Annotated in this window: 17 protein-coding genes and 1 pseudogene; all 18 read left to right on the top strand. The window is 47.5% G+C overall.

Annotated features, from left to right (window positions below; translation table 11 throughout):
- The first annotated feature begins 10 nt into the window (after nt 1-10).
- Nucleotides 11-703, top strand: a complete 693-nt coding sequence (locus ACFFJP_RS18095; protein WP_377247583.1) for a flagellar hook assembly protein FlgD — start codon at nt 11-13, stop codon at nt 701-703.
- A 22-nt stretch (nt 704-725) separates the two neighbouring features.
- A complete protein-coding gene (gene flgE, locus ACFFJP_RS18090; protein ID WP_377247580.1) occupies nt 726-2066 on the top strand; it encodes a flagellar hook protein FlgE in 1341 nt (446 codons plus the stop codon).
- 154 nt (nt 2067-2220) lie between these two features.
- Nucleotides 2221-2964 (top strand): flagellar basal-body rod protein FlgF, encoded by a 744-nt coding sequence (flgF, locus tag ACFFJP_RS18085; protein ID WP_377247577.1) that lies wholly within the window; start codon nt 2221-2223, stop codon nt 2962-2964.
- A gap of 23 nt (nt 2965-2987) precedes the next feature.
- Nucleotides 2988-3776 carry a flagellar basal-body rod protein FlgG gene (gene flgG / locus ACFFJP_RS18080; RefSeq protein ID WP_377247574.1) on the top strand — a complete coding sequence of 263 codons (789 nt, stop codon included), beginning with the start codon at nt 2988-2990 and terminating at the stop codon, nt 3774-3776.
- A 15-nt stretch (nt 3777-3791) separates the two neighbouring features.
- Nucleotides 3792-4469, top strand: coding sequence for a flagellar basal body L-ring protein FlgH (gene flgH, locus ACFFJP_RS18075; protein WP_377247571.1), 678 nt, complete (start codon nt 3792-3794; stop codon nt 4467-4469).
- A gap of 15 nt (nt 4470-4484) precedes the next feature.
- Nucleotides 4485-5573, top strand: a complete 1089-nt coding sequence (locus tag ACFFJP_RS18070; RefSeq protein WP_377247568.1) for a flagellar basal body P-ring protein FlgI — start codon at nt 4485-4487, stop codon at nt 5571-5573.
- Between the two features lies 1 nt (nt 5574).
- A complete protein-coding gene (gene flgJ / locus ACFFJP_RS18065) occupies nt 5575-6789 on the top strand; it encodes a flagellar assembly peptidoglycan hydrolase FlgJ (protein ID WP_377247565.1) in 1215 nt (404 codons plus the stop codon).
- 32 nt (nt 6790-6821) lie between these two features.
- Nucleotides 6822-8852, top strand: a complete 2031-nt coding sequence (gene flgK / locus ACFFJP_RS18060) for a flagellar hook-associated protein FlgK (RefSeq protein WP_377247562.1) — start codon at nt 6822-6824, stop codon at nt 8850-8852.
- Between the two features lie 6 nt (nt 8853-8858).
- Nucleotides 8859-10085: a flagellar hook-associated protein FlgL gene (gene flgL, locus ACFFJP_RS18055; RefSeq protein WP_377247559.1), complete on the top strand. Its 1227-nt coding sequence runs from the start codon at nt 8859-8861 to the stop codon at nt 10083-10085.
- 392 nt (nt 10086-10477) lie between these two features.
- A pseudogene (locus ACFFJP_RS18050) lies at nt 10478-11185 on the top strand (flagellin).
- Between the two features lie 236 nt (nt 11186-11421).
- Entirely contained in the window at nt 11422-12252 is an 831-nt protein-coding gene (locus tag ACFFJP_RS18045) for a flagellin N-terminal helical domain-containing protein (protein ID WP_377247556.1), read from the top strand.
- 226 nt (nt 12253-12478) lie between these two features.
- The gene (locus ACFFJP_RS18040) at nt 12479-13309 is read left to right on the top strand and encodes a flagellin N-terminal helical domain-containing protein (RefSeq protein ID WP_377247553.1); all 831 of its coding nucleotides are present in this window, start codon (nt 12479-12481) and stop codon (nt 13307-13309) included.
- A 186-nt stretch (nt 13310-13495) separates the two neighbouring features.
- A complete protein-coding gene (locus tag ACFFJP_RS18035; RefSeq protein WP_377247550.1) occupies nt 13496-14323 on the top strand; it encodes a flagellin N-terminal helical domain-containing protein in 828 nt (275 codons plus the stop codon).
- A gap of 641 nt (nt 14324-14964) precedes the next feature.
- Nucleotides 14965-15792: a flagellin N-terminal helical domain-containing protein gene (locus ACFFJP_RS18030; protein WP_377247547.1), complete on the top strand. Its 828-nt coding sequence runs from the start codon at nt 14965-14967 to the stop codon at nt 15790-15792.
- Nucleotides 15793-15874: 82 nt separating this feature from the next.
- Nucleotides 15875-16282 carry a flagellar protein FlaG gene (locus ACFFJP_RS18025; protein WP_377247544.1) on the top strand — a complete coding sequence of 136 codons (408 nt, stop codon included), beginning with the start codon at nt 15875-15877 and terminating at the stop codon, nt 16280-16282.
- A 17-nt stretch (nt 16283-16299) separates the two neighbouring features.
- Nucleotides 16300-17745: a flagellar filament capping protein FliD gene (gene fliD / locus ACFFJP_RS18020; RefSeq protein ID WP_377247541.1), complete on the top strand. Its 1446-nt coding sequence runs from the start codon at nt 16300-16302 to the stop codon at nt 17743-17745.
- 15 nt (nt 17746-17760) lie between these two features.
- Nucleotides 17761-18201, top strand: coding sequence for a flagellar export chaperone FliS (gene fliS / locus ACFFJP_RS18015; RefSeq protein WP_377247537.1), 441 nt, complete (start codon nt 17761-17763; stop codon nt 18199-18201).
- Nucleotides 18198-18497 (top strand): hypothetical protein, encoded by a 300-nt coding sequence (locus tag ACFFJP_RS18010; protein ID WP_377247534.1) that lies wholly within the window; start codon nt 18198-18200, stop codon nt 18495-18497. The genes fliS and ACFFJP_RS18010 overlap by 4 nt, the downstream gene beginning before the upstream one ends.
- The last annotated feature ends 52 nt before the right edge of the window (nt 18498-18549 follow it).

The following is an 18549-nucleotide window of genomic DNA, read 5'->3' as shown; positions in this document are numbered from 1 at the left end:
TAAGGAGTAAATGATGACCACGGTTTCTAATACAAGCGGTAGTAGTTATATCGATAGCTTAAAGGGCGTCAATGATGGCGCAAAAAAAGAAGACAGCGGGGCGTTAACCCAGTCTGACTTTTTTGCTTTGTTGACGCAACAACTGGCGTTTCAAGACCCAACCAAGCCAGTCGAGAATGATCAAATGATTGCTCAAATGACCAGTTTTACGATGGCCGATGGCATCAGTTCATTGAATACCAATTTCAAAGATTTTGCTGCCAGCATGAATTCAAATCAGGCTCTGCAGGCATCCAGTCTGGTTGGACGTAATGTAAGGGTCAATTCGGATACTCTTATTTTTGATGGCACCAACAAGTCTTATGGCGCTATTGAGGTACCAGGAAAAACCACCTCAATGAAAGTCAGTATCTATGATGCCAGCGGTGCTCTGGTGAAAAGCGATACGGTGTCGAACCCTGACGAAGGTAAGTTCGAGCTGGCATGGGACGGAACAAATGAAGCGGGTGTGAAACAAACAGCTGGTCTGTATACGATGAAAATCGACGCCACCGTCGATGGTAAAAGTCAAAGCCTGGTGACGTCGAGCTATGTACCTGTTGCGAGTGTCACACTCGGCACTTCAACCGCAGACATGAAACTGAATTTACTTGGCCTTGGTGCCAAAAAAATGTCGGACATTTTAGAAATTGCAGCAGGCTAATGCCTGACTATCGAGGTGAACTATGAGTTTTAATATTGCATTGAGTGGTCTGGCTGCGGCCCAGAAAGATCTGGATACCACCGCAAATAACATCGCTAACGTGAATACGACTGGTTTTAAAGAATCCCGTGCTGAATTTGCCGACGTATATGCTGGCTCAATTTTTTCTCCAGGGCGCACCAAAGTGGGTGATGGTGTCACGACGTCACAAGTCGCACAACAGTTCAGCCAAGGGGCGTTGAAATTCACGCAAAACTCGCTGGATATGGCAATCACCGGCGATGGCTTTTTTGCTCTGACTGCTGATTTGGCCTCGCGAGATATGACCTTTACCCGCTCCGGCGCGTTTAAACTCAGCAAAGATAATTTTATTGTTGATAATAACGGCAACTTTTTGCAGGGCTACCCTGTTGATCCGGCTACGGGGTCAGCCAGTTCAGTCAGCCTGAGTACAACCAAACCGATCCAGATCCCAAGCACTGCTGGCGCCCCACGGTCGACGAATAATGTCTATATGACGATGAACCTGAATTCGACGATGACGGCACCAGCGGGCGGTTGGCCAGCATTTAATCCGACTGACAAAGCAACCTATAACAATGGTGCCACAACATCTACCACTGTCTATGACAGCTTGGGTGAACCACACGTGTTGTCATTCTATTTCCGTCGGACAGCGACTGCGACAGACAATGATTGGGAAGTGTTTGCCGTGTTTGATGATAATACTGCGGCCCCACCAGGAAACGCGACGAATGGCGCTTACTTTGGTACAGGTACTTTGCTGAGGTTTGATGCCAATGGTCTGCCGGAGTCTCCAACTTCCACGTCGATGCCAGACCTGGTGATCCCATCCGCTGCGTTAAACACAACAGCGTACTTAACGAATGGCGCTCAGTTTACTTCTAACCTGACGGTTAATTTTAGTAACTCTGCAGGGACGAATTTCCCAACGCAATATGCCAGTAAGTTCGAAGTAGGGTCTCTCAATCAGGATGGCACGACCGTCGGTCGTTTGACCAGTATTGATATCGATGCATCAGGCAAAGTGATGGCTAGTTATAGTAACGGCGATCAAACATTCTTGTCTCAGGTCAGTATGGTAAAATTTGCCAATCCACAAGGCCTGACGCAGGCCGGCAATACATCCTGGAAGCAAAGTCTGCGCTCGGGTGAAGCGCTGGCAGGGGAAGCCAATACCGGCACCCTTGGCGCTATCAACTCTTCGGCTTTGGAAAGTTCCAACGTCAACCTGACCAACGAGCTGGTTGATTTGATTGCTGCGCAGCGTAACTTCCAGGCTAACTCGCGGGCACTGGAAGTAAACAGCTCGCTGCAACAGACAGTCCTGCAGATCCGCTAATTTAGCCGTTGATTTGAAAACCACCTTCGGGTGGTTTTTTTGTTTTACGGCAGCAGTTATTCGGCACTATGTTGCCGCAAGCCTTATCCGGCAAGGCTTTCTCATTGTGGCACCATCCTTGCTTTAACTTATTGAGCACACAAGGGGGATCACTATGGATCGCATGGTTTACATCGCAATGACGGGCGCTAAAGAAAATATGAATGCGCTGTCAGTGCGGGCTAATAACCTGGCTAATGCCAATACCGTTGGTTTTAAAGCAGATTTAGCGCAAGCGCGCGCCATGCAGGCTTTCGGCGATGGCCAGCCAACCCGGGTGTTTGCGCTCACTGAAATGCCAAGTCAGAATTTTGACGCCGGCGAAATCAAAGTCACGCAGAACGAACTAGATGTAGCTATTCAGGGCGACGGCTGGTTCGCGGTTGAAGATGGTGAAGGTAATGAAGCCTATACCCGTGCCGGCAACCTGCAAGTCAGCGCTCAAGGTTTTTTACAGACCTCGTCAGGTCTCAATATTATCGGTGAGGATGGGCCTATTGAGGTGCCTCAGCCGATGAGCAAAATTGAGATCACCAAAGACGGTGGCGTTAATGTATTACCACGCGGAGCACCTTCAACCGCAATGGTGGAAGTTGCTCGGATCAAGTTGGTAAAGCCAGAAAATCAGGACATGTTTAAGGGCAATGACGGCCTGTTCCGACGCAAAGACGGTGAAGCAGCTGAAGTTGACCCGACAGTGAATTTGCTCAGCGGTGCCGTCGAAGGCAGCAATGTCAACGCGGTGTCTGAAATGACTTATATGATCAACCTGCAAAGGCAATATGAGCTGCAGGTAAAAATGATGAAGACGGCCGAAGATATGGACCGTCAACATAATCAGGTACTTCGTATCATCTAGAGCTTAAAGCTCAGGAGGACTCTATGCATCCGGCACTTTGGATCAGTAAAACCGGCTTAGACGCCAAACAGCGCGACATTTCGGTGATCTCTAACAATTTGGCGAACGCCAGTACAGTTGGCTACAAAAAAAGCCGCGCTGTGTTTGAGGATTTGCTGTATCAAAATATCAACCAGCCAGGCGGACGTTCGTCGCAGAACTCAGAGTTGCCGAATGGCCTGATGATTGGTGCCGGGACCAAAGTGGTCGCGACGCAGAAAAACTTCAGTCAGGGCAATCACATGAACACTGACAATGCGTTGGATGTGATGATTCAGGGACCAGGATTTTTTGAAGTGTTGATGCCAGACGGCACCATTTCTTATTCCCGTAACGGCCAGTTCACAACGGATAACGAAGGTAATCTGGTCACATCCGGCGCAGGTTATCAGATCCAGCCAACTATCACTATTCCGCCTGAAGCCACCGAAATCACCATTTCTCAAGATGGTGAGGTGTCAGTGAAGCTGCCTGGACAAGTCGAAAATGCCGTGTTGGGTCAGCTTGTTGTGACCAATTTTATCAATCCGGCAGGTCTTGAACCTATCGGCCAAAACCTGTTTAAACAAACCGGCGCCAGTGGCGACCCGGTGCAAGGCGTACCAGGTATTGAAGGTATCGGTTTTATTGTACAAGGCGCATTGGAAGCATCTAACGTCAATGTGACTGAAGAGTTGGTAGGCTTGATTGAGAGTCAGCGCGTCTATGAGATGAACTCCAAAGTTATCTCAGCTGTAGATCAGATGCTGAGTTTTGCGATCCAGCAGCTCTAAGTGCAAGGGGGATTTATGCGGCAGTTATGGCTGGTGTTGTTGTGTTGGGGGTTGGCATCTTGTGCTACCTATACGCCGGAAGCATTTCCGGATGATCCTGCTTTTGCGCCGTTGCCGCCAGAACCTGCAGCAAAGCCGGTGCTAAATACCGGTTCTCTGTATGCCAATGGTTTGTCCAATGGTCTGTATTCAGATAACAAAGCCCGGCGTGAGGGCGATATCATCACAGTGGTACTAAAAGAAAATACTCAGGCCTCGAAAAAGGCTAAAACCGAATTTGGTAAGGACGCCAGCAACTCTGTTGACCCGATGATTGGTCTTGGCGGGCGTAACGTGTCCGTGGCGAACAATACTTTGCAGCTGGGGATCAATTCCAGTAGTGAATTTAAAGGCGATTCGAAAGCAGACCAAAGTAATAGCTTAGTCGGTGATATTTCAGTGAATGTGCTGCGGGTGATGGCAAACGGTAATTTGGTGATCCGTGGTGAGAAATGGCTGACATTAAACACCGGGAAAGAATATATCCGCCTGACTGGCGTGATCCGGCCAGAAGATGTCGATTCGCGCAATACTGTTGAATCGACCAAGATTGCTAACGCCCGAATTGAATATAGCGGTACTGGTGCCGCGCACGGCGGACAAGGTCCTGGTTGGCTGACCCGGTTCTTTTCAAGCGCACTGTGGCCATTCTGAGGCAAGGGGTAATTTATGTCTAAGTACATGTTCAGTTTACTGTTGATTCTGCTTGGCACGTCGGCTCAGGCGGCACGTGTCAAAGACGTGGCAACTGTCGAAGGTGTACGTCACAACCAACTGGTTGGTTACGGTCTGGTGGTTGGTTTACCGGGGACTGGCGAACAAAGCCCTTTTACCGAGCAGAGTTTTAAAACCATGCTGGCGAATTTCGGCATCAATTTACCGGCCGGGATGAAAGCACAGATTAAAAACGTCGCAGCCGTTGCAGTGACTGCAGAGTTGCCACCCTTTGCCAAACCGGGCCAGAATCTGGATATCACTGTGGCTTCTGTCGGCAGCTCCAAAGGTCTGCGTGGCGGACAGTTATTACAGACTTTTCTAAAAGGGCTGGACGGGCAGGTATATGCCGTTGCACAGGGTAGTCTCATCGTGTCAGGTCTTGGTGCTGAAGGGGCCGATGGTTCACAAGTGGTGGTCAATACGCCAACAGTTGGCCGTATTCCGAATGGCGCTACCGTTGAGCGTGAAGTGCCAACGCCATTTGCACAGGGCGACTACATCACATTTAATTTAAATCGTGGCGACTTCACGACCGCCAAAAATCTGACAGCAGCCATTAATCAGTTTATTGGTGCTGATACTGCACGCACACTTGATGCACGTTCAGTACAGGTGCGCGCGCCGCGCGATATTGATCAGCGGGTGTCTTATCTATCCACGCTGGAAAATCTCAGTTTTGAACCTGCCTCCGATGCCGCCAAAATCATAATCAATTCGCGCACCGGCACTATTGTGATTGGTAAAGACGTGCGGCTGTTTCCGGCAGCGATCACGCACGGTGGTATGACAGTAACCATTGCTGAAAACCCAACTGTAGTGCAACCGAATGCATTAGCCGGCGGTCAGACGGCTGTCGAGCAAAATACCATTATTGATGTCCGGCCGGATAAATCGCGGATGTTCAAATTTGACCCCGGCACCACACTGGATGAGCTGGTACAAACTGTGAATGCAGTGGGCGCAGCCCCTGGTGACCTGATGGCTATCCTGGAAGCACTGAAAGAAGCTGGCGCTATCCACGGCGAACTGGTGGTGATCTAATATGGGCGCGCCACAAGTAGATGTGTCGTATCACGACCTCTCCAGTCTGAATGATATCCGAGCTTTAGCCAGCAAGGATAAAGTCGGCGCGATCCGGCAGGCGGCACAGCAGTTTGAATCGGTTTTTATGGGCATGCTGATGTCGAGTATGCGCAAAGCAAACCAGACGTTTGAGGAGGATAACCCTTTAAACAGTCAGGCGACCGGATTTTATCGCGATATGTACGATAGTCAGCTAACTGCAGAGTTATCAAAAAAGGGCACGCTGGGACTAGCAGATCTGATGGTACAGCAATTGGCTCCAGAAGCAGCAAAAAGTAAAGCGGCGAGCCTGGTATCCACATCCAATCAGTTTTCTGAACAGACAGAAAAATCGTTGCCACTGGAAAAGATGGTGCACGCCAAAGTACTGCCTAAGCATCAGGCGATGAAACTTGATGCAGAACGTATCATCTATCCGGCGCAACATAGCATTGAGATTAAACCTTCGACGGCGGGTGCCGTCACTGCGCTTGACGGACAGACAGAGATTCCCGTAGCTGCAAGTCCAGCAGTGGCAGGCTTGCATCAACTGGGTGCGGAGATTGTCGTCGCACAATCCATCGTTCCGGCAAAAGCCGGTCAGTCCTCCGTTACTACGATGGCGCAATCCACACCGCCGCTGATTTCGGTTGCTACAGACGTCGAAACAGCAGATCCACTTGCTGCGTTGCAAGGACCTGAAGCCGAGTTTGTCCGCAATATTTTGCCAGCAGCGCGCCAGGCTGCCCGTCAGCTCGGACTAGAGCCTCTGGCATTGGTGGCGCAGGCTGCACTGGAAACCGGTTGGGGTCAACGTATGTTAAAAGCCGCGGATGGCCGTGAAAGTTTTAATCTTTTTGGCATTAAAGCGCATGGCGAATGGCAGGGCGATGTGGCCGTGGTGGATACATTAGAATACCGGCAGGGTATTGCCCGGCAGGAAAAAGCAAAATTTCGGATTTATCAGGATGTTCAGGCCAGTTTGCAGGATTATGTCGATTTTATTCGCCAACAACCGCGTTATCAGGATGCAGTAGCGGTCAGTCATGACGCGGCGAATTATTTCCAGCAGCTGCAAGCTGCTGGATATGCGACGGATCCAAATTATGCACAGAAGATTTTACAGGTGATGAATGGTTCTGTGCTTAAAGAGGTACGGAATTTGCTGAAAAACTCAGGTCAAACAGCGTTGTGAACCGGTGCAATGCGCCTGAACAGGAGTAAACCATGGCTGATAATTTATTAACGATAGGCACCTCAGGTGTCCTGGCCAGTACAGGCTTGCTCAATACCACCGGTAATAACATTAGTAACCTGAATAGCAAAGGTTATGTCCGGCAAAGCACTGAATATCAGTCGTCGATATTGGGGCTCGGCGTCGGCCGGGGCACTACCAACCGGCTGGCCAATGAATTCTCTATGTTGCAATTGCGGCGTGATACATCCGCTTTAAGCTATAACCAGCAATTTCTGACTGAAGCTAGTCGGGTCGATACGTTGTTCTCCAATACATCTAACAGCATTTCCAGCGGCATTTCGGATATGTTTAAGCAACTGCAATCCGCTAACAATGATCCGGCGAATACGTCTTCGCGTCAGTTAGTGATGGGCAGTGCACAAACTCTAATAAGTAAATTCAATACCTTATCTAGTATCGTATTAGAACAACGTACATCCATTAACCAGCAGCTGGATAACCTTGTCTCTGCCGCCAATGCGCAAATCACCACTATCGCTGAAATGAATAGGCAGATTTCAGCATATGGTACTGGCACCAACACACCGATGCCGTTGGATTTGTTGGATAAACGTGATGAAGCATTGCGTCAATTATCTGAGATGGTTGAAATCAGCACACTTGATGCAGAAAATGGTGAAAAGCTGGTATTTCTCAACACCGGACAGTCGGTGGTATTGCAACACGGCAAATTCAGTCTGATGAGTGCTGTGGGCAATCCTGATCCCGAACGTAAAACTCTGCAACTGCAACTGGACTACAACAGTAATGTGATTGGTGAAGTTGAGAGTCAGACACTTGGCGGCAAAATTGGCGGCTTACTGGAATTCCGGGCGCAGCTGCTGGAACCGACCCAGAACAAACTAGGTCAGTTGGCGCTGGGTCTTGCGGATGCGTTTAATACGCAGAATCGCTTGGGGATGGACGGAAATGGTCAGCTCGGCAAAAATATTTTTAGTCTAGGCACTTATGGTGGTTATCCTCTGACGAGCAATACCGGTTCTGGACTCGTGACTGCGACAGTCGAATCAGGCAAAGGGAAGGATGTTCCACCAAATGACTTATTGGTGACATTTACCGCACCGAATCAGTTTAAGCTGGAAACCTTAGATGAGCGAGGCAAGGTGATTGCAGGATCTGCCGTCACACAAACGATCACTGCGTATCCTGCAACCTTTAACAGTACAAACGTGCCGGGCAATTTTCTGAACGGCTACGAAATCAAATTGGATAACTCTGCCGGTGCTTTTGGTAATGGTGATCAGTTTGTGCTGAAACCGTTAGGTGTTGCCGCCCAGAACGTTACTTTGCTAAACAGCCGGCCTGAAGATCTGGCTTTGGCGTCGCCACTGCGTGGAGAATTCAGCGTTAATAATCTGGGAAATGGCAAAATTGGTACTATCAACGTAACGAATACCAACCCAGCAACGTCGCAGTTTACGTCGCCCGGAGATGTGAATGGTGAACCTTTCACACTGACGTACATTGGCGGTGAGCAATTTGAGATCCGCAATAATGCGAATACATTGTTGGGGACTACAGCTGTTATGTCTGCTGGGAATTACAATAATTTGTTTAATTCTGCAGGTTTAACGACATATGGCTTTGACATGTCTATCTCAGGAGTTCCTAAAGCTGGTGATAAATTTACCTTAAGTTACAACACCGGTGGGCAGAAAGATAACCGTAACGGTCTAGCCTTGGCGCAATTGCAGGAAAAAGAAATTATCAGAAAAAATGCAGTTGCAGTTCCAGGTGCCGATAACCAGATGAGTTTGAACGAAGGCTATGGGGTGATGGTCGGTTTTATTGGTGAGAAAACCAGCCAGGTGAAAATTGCCACTGAGTCGTCAAAGGCTCTGTTGGCGCAGTCTCAATCCTGGTATGAATCAATTTCTGGGGTGAATCTGGACGAAGAAGCTGCGAATCTGATCCGCTTCCAGCAATCTTATGCTGCAGCGGCTAAGATTATTTCCACATCCCAAACCATATTTGACACGTTATTGGCGGCGGCGAGGTAGTAACAGATGCGACTTTCATTCAATCAGAAGTATCAGATCAATCTGAATGCGATCCTTAATGCACAGGAGAAACTGCAAACCGCCAGCGCTAAACTTGAGAAGCAAACTAAAATTCTCAGTCCATCTGATGACCCTGCGGGGTCCGCACGTGTGGTTGCGCTGGATCAGCAAATCTCTCAGGTTGGCCAATATCAGAATAACAGTGTAATGCTGAAAAACAGCTTGGGTATCGAAGAAACGGTATTATCCAGTCTCCGGACTTCCAGTGATCAGGCTCGTAGTCTGGTCGTATCGCTCGGTAACGGCGCTTATTCCCAGCAAGATCGCAGTGCAATAGCCAAGCAACTGGATAATATCAAAACCCAAATGTACGACCTGATGAATCAAAAGGATGCCGCTGGGGGCTATCTGTTCTCTGGTTTCCAGCAAGAAACACAGCCTTATAGTTTTAATCAGTCTACTGGCATGTATGAATTTAATGGTGATGAAGGGCAAAAAGCTCTGCAGGTGTCGCCAACAGTCACGATCCCCAGCAATGACAGTGGGAAAGTGCTGTTCGAAGATGTCAATGCGAGATTTAAAACGACCACGGCTATAGTGGGTGGCGGCCTAACGACCGGTTCTATCAATGTGCAGAATCAGTCAGTATTCGATGATTTTTACCGGCAAAATTACGACGGGCAGACACCAGCAAACAATAACTATCGCCTGATAGTCGATGCCGCAAATAATTATGAGATCCGCCGCAATGGTGCCAGTCTTAGCCCACCAGTGACGGGTGCCTATACATCTGGACAAGCGGTTAGTTTTCAGGGCTTGAGCCTGCAAACTCAGGGAGCAGGGCCAGGCCAACTCGATTTTACTTTGCAGGCGCCGGAAAAGAAAAATGTGCTAAATACGCTCCAGGAGCTGGTCAACGCCATAGAGAAAGATCAGGCGATTGGCAGGCCGCTGTCGGAAGCGATTGCTGACGCTTTAGTACAAATTGATAATGCGGCACTGAAGATAGATGCGGGAGTATCAGGGGTTGGGGGACGTCAGAATGTCCTCGACAGTGTGTTCGAAGGAAATGAAGATTTGCAGATCACGAACAAAGCATTCCGCGCCCAGATTTATGAAGTTGACTATGCCGAAGCGCTGACAGAACTGACTAAGCAGGAAACTGCTCTTCAGGCCGTGCAAAATACCTTTCAGCGGGTGACGAACACCAGTTTGTTTGACTATATCCGTTGAGTTGAGCTCTTGACAGGGAGGCATTGATGTATGCTTTCCCTGTATCGACATTCTATTATTCTTGCAATTTTGTCCATACTTCATCGCGTATACCCTTTCAACGGCAAGTCTCTGCTACTGAATTGCTAACCCATTTCGAATGAAATCTTAGGGTTTTCAGTGATTTCGGCGTCAGATGCTGAAAAGAATCTGCTAAATACTCAGTTCATGCCATTTTGGCAATGTTTTGCCGCCTTTATAGATGTTTGATACTGCCCTGCAGCCCTTTTAAAATAGGGGGGGGGGCGAAATTCGCCCTGTAATTCTGGGCAATGGCCGTTATATAAGTATCAGCATTCAGAATCATAAAATCCGCTGGTGATGTAGCAAAATAGCACTAGGAGAAACTTATCATGGCTCTATTCGTCAATACTAATGTGTCATCGCTGAACGGCCAACGTCAGCTGATTAATTCAGGGACTGGATTAAGCGGTCCGTAATGCCAGCGATGGTATTTTGTTGGCCCAGGTTGCTAAAGGTGCGATGGATGAAATTATATCGGCACAGCAACGGATCCGAGTGTTGTCGGTTCAATCGCAGAATGGTATCAACAGTTCTTCAGACCGATTGGCATTGCAAAAAGAAGTATCAGCATTAATAGCTGATCGCTACGACTACTCAGTTTGGAGGTGTGAAAATCCTTGCTGGGAAATATTCATCCACATTCCTGATCTGTGCCAATGCAGGTCAGAGCATTAGTATCAATATTTCTCGCGCTGGCGTTGGATATGGCGCCTCCGGTTTGAGTTTGGCGACTATATCGATCGCCACGCTCGCTGGCGATCTGCAGCGCTCACGGCGATTGATAATGCGACTAATGCTATAGACGCCAAACATGCGGATTTGGGGGCGAGCCAAAATCGTTTTCAATCAACCATTCGTAATTTGTCGAGAATTGTCGAAAACGTGTCCTCTGCCCGCAGCCGGAGTCGGGACACTGATTTCGCCAAAGAAACCGTCGAGCTGACGCGCGCACAGATTCTACAACAAGCCAGCACCACGATTCTGCTCTATCAAACCAACGACCACCTCGGCTTTTGTCCCTGCGTCAAAGCCAATAGGCTAAGCATCAACGGTTGAAAAAGGAGCCGATACTCCTTTTTTAATTTTTTTCCTAAAGTTTATATTGATGATGTCGATACATTCGATAAGCGTGATATTGAATAGTTTTTGCCATAGTTAGATACAAGAAATAGCATATAAAAATTAAAGTTCACTGAGTTTTGGTCGATACATTAATTAAGCGGGCACAGAAGTAAAGTAGCTTGCTAAATATAAAACTCAGGAGAAAAGTATCATGGCATTATTTGTCAACAGTAATATCTCATCACTGAACGCCCAGCGTCAGTTGATAAATTCAGGAAAATCCTTAGATACCGCATTTCAGCGTTTATCTTCTGGGTTAAGAATCAATAGTGCAGCCGATGATGCAGCAGGTCTGCAAATCAGTAACCGGTTGACTAGCCAAATTCAAGGTCTGGATCAAGCTATCCGTAATGCGAATGATGGTATTTCGCTGGCTCAGGTGGCTGAAGGCGCGATGGATGAAATTACCACTGCATTGCAACGGATCCGCGTGCTGTCAGTACAATCGCAAAACGGGATTAACAGCTCGTCAGATCGGTTGGCTCTGCAGAAAGAAGTGTCAGCGTTAAAAGCCGAAATCAGTCGGATTGCTACCACTACTCAGTTTGGTGGAGTAAAAATTCTCGACGGTAAGTATTCATCGAGCTTCCTGGTAGGCGCGAATGCCGGGCAAAGCATCAGCGTGAATATCTCCCGCACCGGCGGTGGCTATGGCACATCAGGGCTCAAACTAGCGACAATTTCAATCGCAACATTGACAGGTGCCTCTTCTGCCTTAACTAAGATAGATAGTGCGATTAATGCCATAGACGCGAAACGAGCAGATTTGGGGGCGATCCAGAACCGTTTTCAGTCGACGATTCGGAACTTGTCGAACATCGTGGAAAACGTGTCATCAGCACGCAGCCGGATCAGAGATACTGATTTTGCGAAAGAAACCGCAGAGCTGACACGGGCGCAGATTTTACAACAAGCCAGCACAACGATCCTGGCGCAGTCAAACCAAAGACCGCAACAAGCATTATCTTTGTTGCAGGGCTAATAAAAATAATAAGATTAAATTGATTCTACGACTCCTGAGCTTTTGCTCATTGGCCACACTTTATTGTGTGGCCTTTTTTATTTTGTATGTTTTTCGGAAAATTAAATTATAAATTTTATATAAAAAAACTAAAGAATGTGGCCAGCTATCCGATATATATATTGAGCGAGTTAAATAAATAAAAGTAGTTCTCGCATAATCAATAATCAGTTCAGGAGATAGTATCATGGCTTTATTTGTCAATAGCAATATTTCAGCGCTTAACGCGCAACGTCAATTGATTAACTCAGGTAAATCATTGGATACATCGTTCCAGCGGCTTTCTTCCGGTTTGCGGATTAATAGCGCTGCCGATGATGCCGCGGGCTTACAAATCAGTAATCGGTTGACCAGTCAAATTCAAGGGCTTGACCAAGCGATCCGAAACGCCAACGACGGGATTTCATTGTCTCAAGTTGCTGAAGGCGCAATGGATGAAATTACCACGGCCTTGCAGCGGATCCGTGTGCTGTCGGTGCAATCGCAAAACGGTATCAATAGCTCGGGCGACCGACTGGCTTTGCAAAAAGAAGTTTCAGCGCTCAAAACTGAAATTAGCCGAATTGCTACAACTACCCAATTTGGTGGTGTGAAAGTACTCGATGGTAATTATTCCTCGACCTTCCTGGTTGGTGCGAACGCTGGCCAAAAAATCAGTGTGAACATTCAGCGCACTGGCGGCGGCTATGGTGCGTCTGGTTTAAATCTGGCTACGTTGTCAATTGCCACGCTGACTGGAGCATCTAGTGCGCTCACGAAAATAGATAGTGCGATTAGCATTATCGATTCAAAACGGGCTGACCTTGGTGCGATCCAAAACCGTTTTCAATCCACTATCCGAAATTTATCCAACATCGTGGAAAACGTTTCTGGCGCTCGCAGTCGGATCCGCGATACCGACTTCGCCAAAGAAACGGCCGAGCTCACGCGCTCACAAATTCTACAACAGGCCAGTACCACTATTTTGTCCCAGGCGAATCAAAGACCGCAGTCGGCGCTATCTCTGCTGCAAGGTTAAGCGGGAACTGGTTTGGGGCGCATAACGCCCCGCACGATCACATGAGGTCTGGAGCATTCTTGAATTTTACGACCAGACCAGGGCAACGACTGATGACGTTATCGCCGCAATACAAATAGGTGATGACTGTCGAAGAAAAGAGGATGGCTTTTATGGCTAATAATTACACAACCGGAGGATGACACCATGTCATTATATGTAAACACTAACGTTTCAGCGTTAAATGCACAGCGTCAGCTGATTAACTCAGGCAATTCTTTAGACAATTCGTTTAAACGTTTGTCTTCAGGTTTTCGGATTAACAGTGCGGCCGATGATGCGGCTGGTTTGCAAATCAGCAACCGTTTGTCATCTCAGGTCAATGGATTAAACCAGGGGATCAGTAATGCTAATGACGGCATTTCTTTAGCTCAGGTTGCTGAAGGTGCCATGGATGAAATCACTACTGCGCTGCAACGGATCCGCACGCTGGCGGTACAATCGCAGAATGGTATTAACAATTCTGGTGACCGTGCCGCGTTACAAAAAGAAGTGTCAGCGTTGAAGGTTGAAATCAGTCGGATAGCCTCCACAACCCAATTTGGGGGCGTTGAACTACTCAAGGGAAATTACACATCGAAGTTTTTAGTAGGTGCGAATGCTGGCGCGAGCCAAAACATCGAAGTTAGTTTGTCTCGTGCAGGTGGGTTTGGTGCATCTAGTTTAATTGGTACATTGACGGTGGCTTCGGTAGGTACTGCGTCGGCTGCTTTGGCAAAAGTGGACAGCGCAATCAAAGCAATCGATGGTAAACGAGCAGATTTGGGTGCGATTCAAAACCGCTTCCAGTCTACAATCCGTAACCTGAGTAACATTGTTGAAAACGTTGCAGGCGCTCGGAGCCGGATCAGAGATACTGATTTCGCGAAAGAAACCGCTGAACTAACGCGTTCGCAGATCCTGCAACAAGCTAGTACAACGATTTTATCTCAGGCAAATCAGCGTCCGCAGGCGGCTTTATCACTGTTGGGTTAAGCCAATAGTTGGTAATTTCAGAGATGCTTCAGGGATGAACGCCGCTGCCCGGTTTCCGGTCAGCGGCGCTCTTATTTCTGCGATATATCCCCAAATCATCAAAGATTCGGATACCCGAGAGCGTCACGAATCTAAATCGCCAGTTAGCCCCAGGCCATAGTCAAGCCATGTCATTTAGCTAAAAGAACACCGTCAACCTCTCGTTGTTATCGTCCGATTTGACGTCAACATTGCAGCCATTAGCCAATAAAACAGTTTGCTGACGCTTTTGCTGGTTCTTGTCAGATGAATTTGCCACTACGTTCAGTTTACTTTGCCGATGCTGATCATTATGTAGAATACCATGCGATATTTTGCCGGGCGTTTACCCATCCTGATGTTGTTGTGGCTAATTTCTGCCGTTTTTCTATCGAAACCTCAAAAGAGTGCAAATAGTTTCCGTTCATATCTATTTGAAAAATATAGGAATAAATAATATTTATTAAAAAATGGAAAAAAATTGCCTTTTTTCCTAAAGTCCTGAAAGTTGTTGCCGATACCTCAGTTAAGCCAAATTGCAGTTTGGCGAAAATTGCGGGGATCCGCTTAATCATGAAGTTGCTGAAGGTTTGCAGACCGGACCAACTTTTAAGGAGTGACTTATGGCTTTATCAGTAAATACCAACGTCTCGGCGTTAAATGCTCAACGCCAATTATTAACTTCAGGCAATGCGCTTGATACTTCATACAAACGCTTATCCTCTGGTTTGCGGATCAACAGCGCGGCCGATGACGCTGCGGGTTTGCAAATCAGTAACCGTTTAACGTCTCAAGTAAACGGTCTGAACCAAGCGATCAGTAATGCCAATGATGGTATATCAGTGGCTCAGGTCGCTGAAGGTGCGTTGGAAGAAATCACGACTGGCTTACAACGGATCCGAACTTTGGCCGTTCAGTCACAAAACGGCATCAACAACTCAGCAGACCGTGCCGCGTTACAAAAAGAAGTTTCGGCACTGAAAGTTGAAATTAGCCGGATAGCGACCACAACACAATTCGGTGGTGTTGACTTACTTAAGGGGAATTACACATCGAAGTTTTTAGTGGGAGCGAATGCTGCTGCGAACCAAAACATCGAAGTTAGTTTATCTCGTACAGGTGGGTTTGGTGCTTCTAGCTTGGTAGGCACTTTGACGGTAGCATCGGTTGGTACTGCGTCTGCAGCTTTAGCGAAAGTGGACAGCGCAATCAAAGCCATCGACGGCAAACGAGCAGATTTGGGCGCGATACAAAACCGTTTCCAATCGACTATTCGTAACTTAAGTAACGTCGTTGAAAACGTCTCCGGCGCTCGTAGCCGGATCCGCGATACTGACTTCGCTAAAGAAACGGCTGAACTGACACGGGCACAGATTTTGCAGCAAGCGAGTACAACAGTGCTGGCGCAAGCTAACACCCGTCCGCAATCTGCGTTATCTTTACTGGGTTAATTCTGGCTTTGACCGGCACGGCGGAAGTTAAGTTTCTGCCAAGCCGGCCGATAAGGAGTAATAAGTCATGAGCTCAGTCGAAATGGGCGCTGCAGCTAGAACACAGCGCAATGTGCCGCCGCCAAAGGATGTAGTGGCGTTCGACAAAGAGGTCAAGACTGCAAGCCGAACCCAACAGGACGCAGCCAAGCTGCCGACTGATTTGGTTGCCGCCAATGTAAAAGCAAAAGCTGAAACTGTGCCAACTGGCGCAGAGCTTGGCGAGGCGGTAGAAAGCATTAACCAGTTTGTAAATGCACAGATGCGCACGCTGAATTTTTCAGTGGACGAGAACTCCGGAAAACCGGTGGTCAAAGTAGTCGACTTTGATACCAAAGATGTAATTCGGCAGATCCCGGGCGAGGAAGTGTTAAAAATGGCAAGTGCAATCAAAAGGTTGCAGGAAGATCTCGGATCAGCAACCGGTTTGCTGATCAATAGTAAAGTGTAAAACAGTGAGGATAAATCATGGCAATTCGAGCCCTAGGGTCTGCTTCGGGTCTAGACCTGGAAAGTTTGGTGACACAATTGGTGAAAGCCGAACGTATCTCCAAAGAAGACCGGCTTGAGACGGCAAAGAAGAGTCTTGATTCCTCGTTGTCTGGCTACGGAAAACTGAAATCGGCAATGTCGAAATTTCAGGATGCAGTAAAGGCGTTGAGCCTTGATAATCTCAACGCCCGCACTGCGACCGTGAAACAACCAACGGATACTAAAACGTACATTGAAGCGACAGCGAAAAACACCGCTGCAGCTGGTGTGTTCGACATCAAAGTGAAAGCGCTGGCTGCTGGTAGCCGAGTTGAGAGTGCAGATCTTGCCTATTCATCAACCTCCGACGTAGTGAGTGCAACGGCTGGCGAGTTAACGTTTGGTGCTGATGGGAAGTCATTTAAAATTGATGTAACAGCTGGCATGACATTAGATCAATTACGTCAGGCCATTAATAGTAAAAAAGACAACTTTGGCGTTAGCGCAAACATTATTAATGGCGGCGGTACTGTTGGCACCAAGTTGGTATTGACTTCGAATATTACCGGCGCGACCAACGATTTAACTATCACCAACAACAACGCTGCATTAGACGGCATTTCCACTGTCCCAAATGGTGGCGGAACCGCAGGTTTAACAGTAACCAAACCTGCAGCTAGTGCGGAAGTTATCATTGACGGTATCAGTACCTTTAGTAAAACGAATACTTTTACCAATGCGCTGCAAGATACAGAATTCAAAGTCCAAAATTTAACCCCTGATGGCAATAACGCCACATTGACGATTGCTACCGATAAAAAAGGGACTGAGGATAAACTCAAAGCATTTATCGATAACTACAATGCACTAGTTACCGAAGTTGAGGGGTTGACGAAAAACCGCGTGTTAGGACCGGATGGCAAGTCAGTCGTAACCGAAGGCGGGGCGCTGAATAATGATCCGACAGTACGCAGTATGTTGAACATGGTGACCAGCGCATTAGGGAAAAGCGTGCCATCTGCATCGGCAGGATTAAATAACTTGTATTCGCTTGGTATTACGATGACCAGTAGTGGTCGCTTAGAAATTTCCTCGAGTAAAATTGGCTCGTCATCGGGTCGAGAACGGTTGGACAGCGCTTTAGCAGATAACTTTGATGGCATTGCAAAGCTATTTGGCAATAGTGATGGTTTTAATACCACCTTAAATGGTCTTTTATCACAATTCACGCAAAAGGGTGGATTGCTGGAGAACAAGGAAACATCACTGAGAAACAATTTAACAAAAAACGCTAAAGATTTAGAGGTACATAACCGATACATTGAGAGTTATGAGACTACGTTACGGCAACGTTACGGTGCGTTAGATACTCAATTAGGCCAGTTGCAGGGCACGTCTTCAATGCTTTCATCGCAATTGGCATCTTTACCTAGAAGTCGCTGAACACAGGAGTAGAACATGAGCTACGGTATCAACGCCTATAAGTCTGTTGGCGTGAAAAACGACCTCGCGGTCGCAGATCCGCATCGTGTGATCCAACTATTAATGCAAGGTTCCTTGGAAAATATGGCCAAAGCGCGTGGTTGCATTGAGCGGAAAGATTTCCTGGGAAAATCACAAACAATGTCAAAAGCAATGAGCATTATCTCTGCTTTGCAGCATTCGTTGGATATGGATGTCGGTGGTGAAGTATCGCAAAACTTGTGGTCGTTATACGATTTTATGGTCAATCATTTGATGCAAGCGAGCCGTGAAAGCAGTATCACTAAAGTCGATGATGTTATAGAAATTATGTTGAAAATTAAGTCTGCCTGGGATTCAATCCCTGTCGCCGACCGTGAAACCGGCTATCGTTTGATCCAAGATCGTGACTCTCAGTCAGACCGGGCAACGGCATGAACTCGCTAGCTGCTGATATCAAGTGCTGTCGCGAGGCAATCCAAAGCTTACTGACTTTGGAAAACTATGACACTTCAACTTTTAGCTCTTTGTGGCAAACTTACCAGCATGCTCTCGTACGCTATTGCGAAAGTTCGCCTGCAGCGGATGCGGATTTGCTACAGAGTGAGTTAGATTGGGTGCAACTAGCGATAACGCATGTAAATTCTGAGCGCGCAGCCATTAGCCAGCAATTAATGAACTTGCAGCAAGGCCGTAAAGCGGTTGGCCAATATGGCCGTTTTCCCGCAGAATAGTAAACCCCGCCTATTCATCAACTAAACCCCACGCGGTCAGATGTTGTTTCGG

Origin of the sequence: Rheinheimera tilapiae, from assembly GCF_042432165.1 — a bacterium.
In the GTDB taxonomy this organism is placed as follows: Bacteria; Pseudomonadota; Gammaproteobacteria; order Enterobacterales; family Alteromonadaceae; genus Pararheinheimera; species Pararheinheimera tilapiae.
This window is presented reverse-complemented; position numbering and strand designations above follow the sequence as displayed.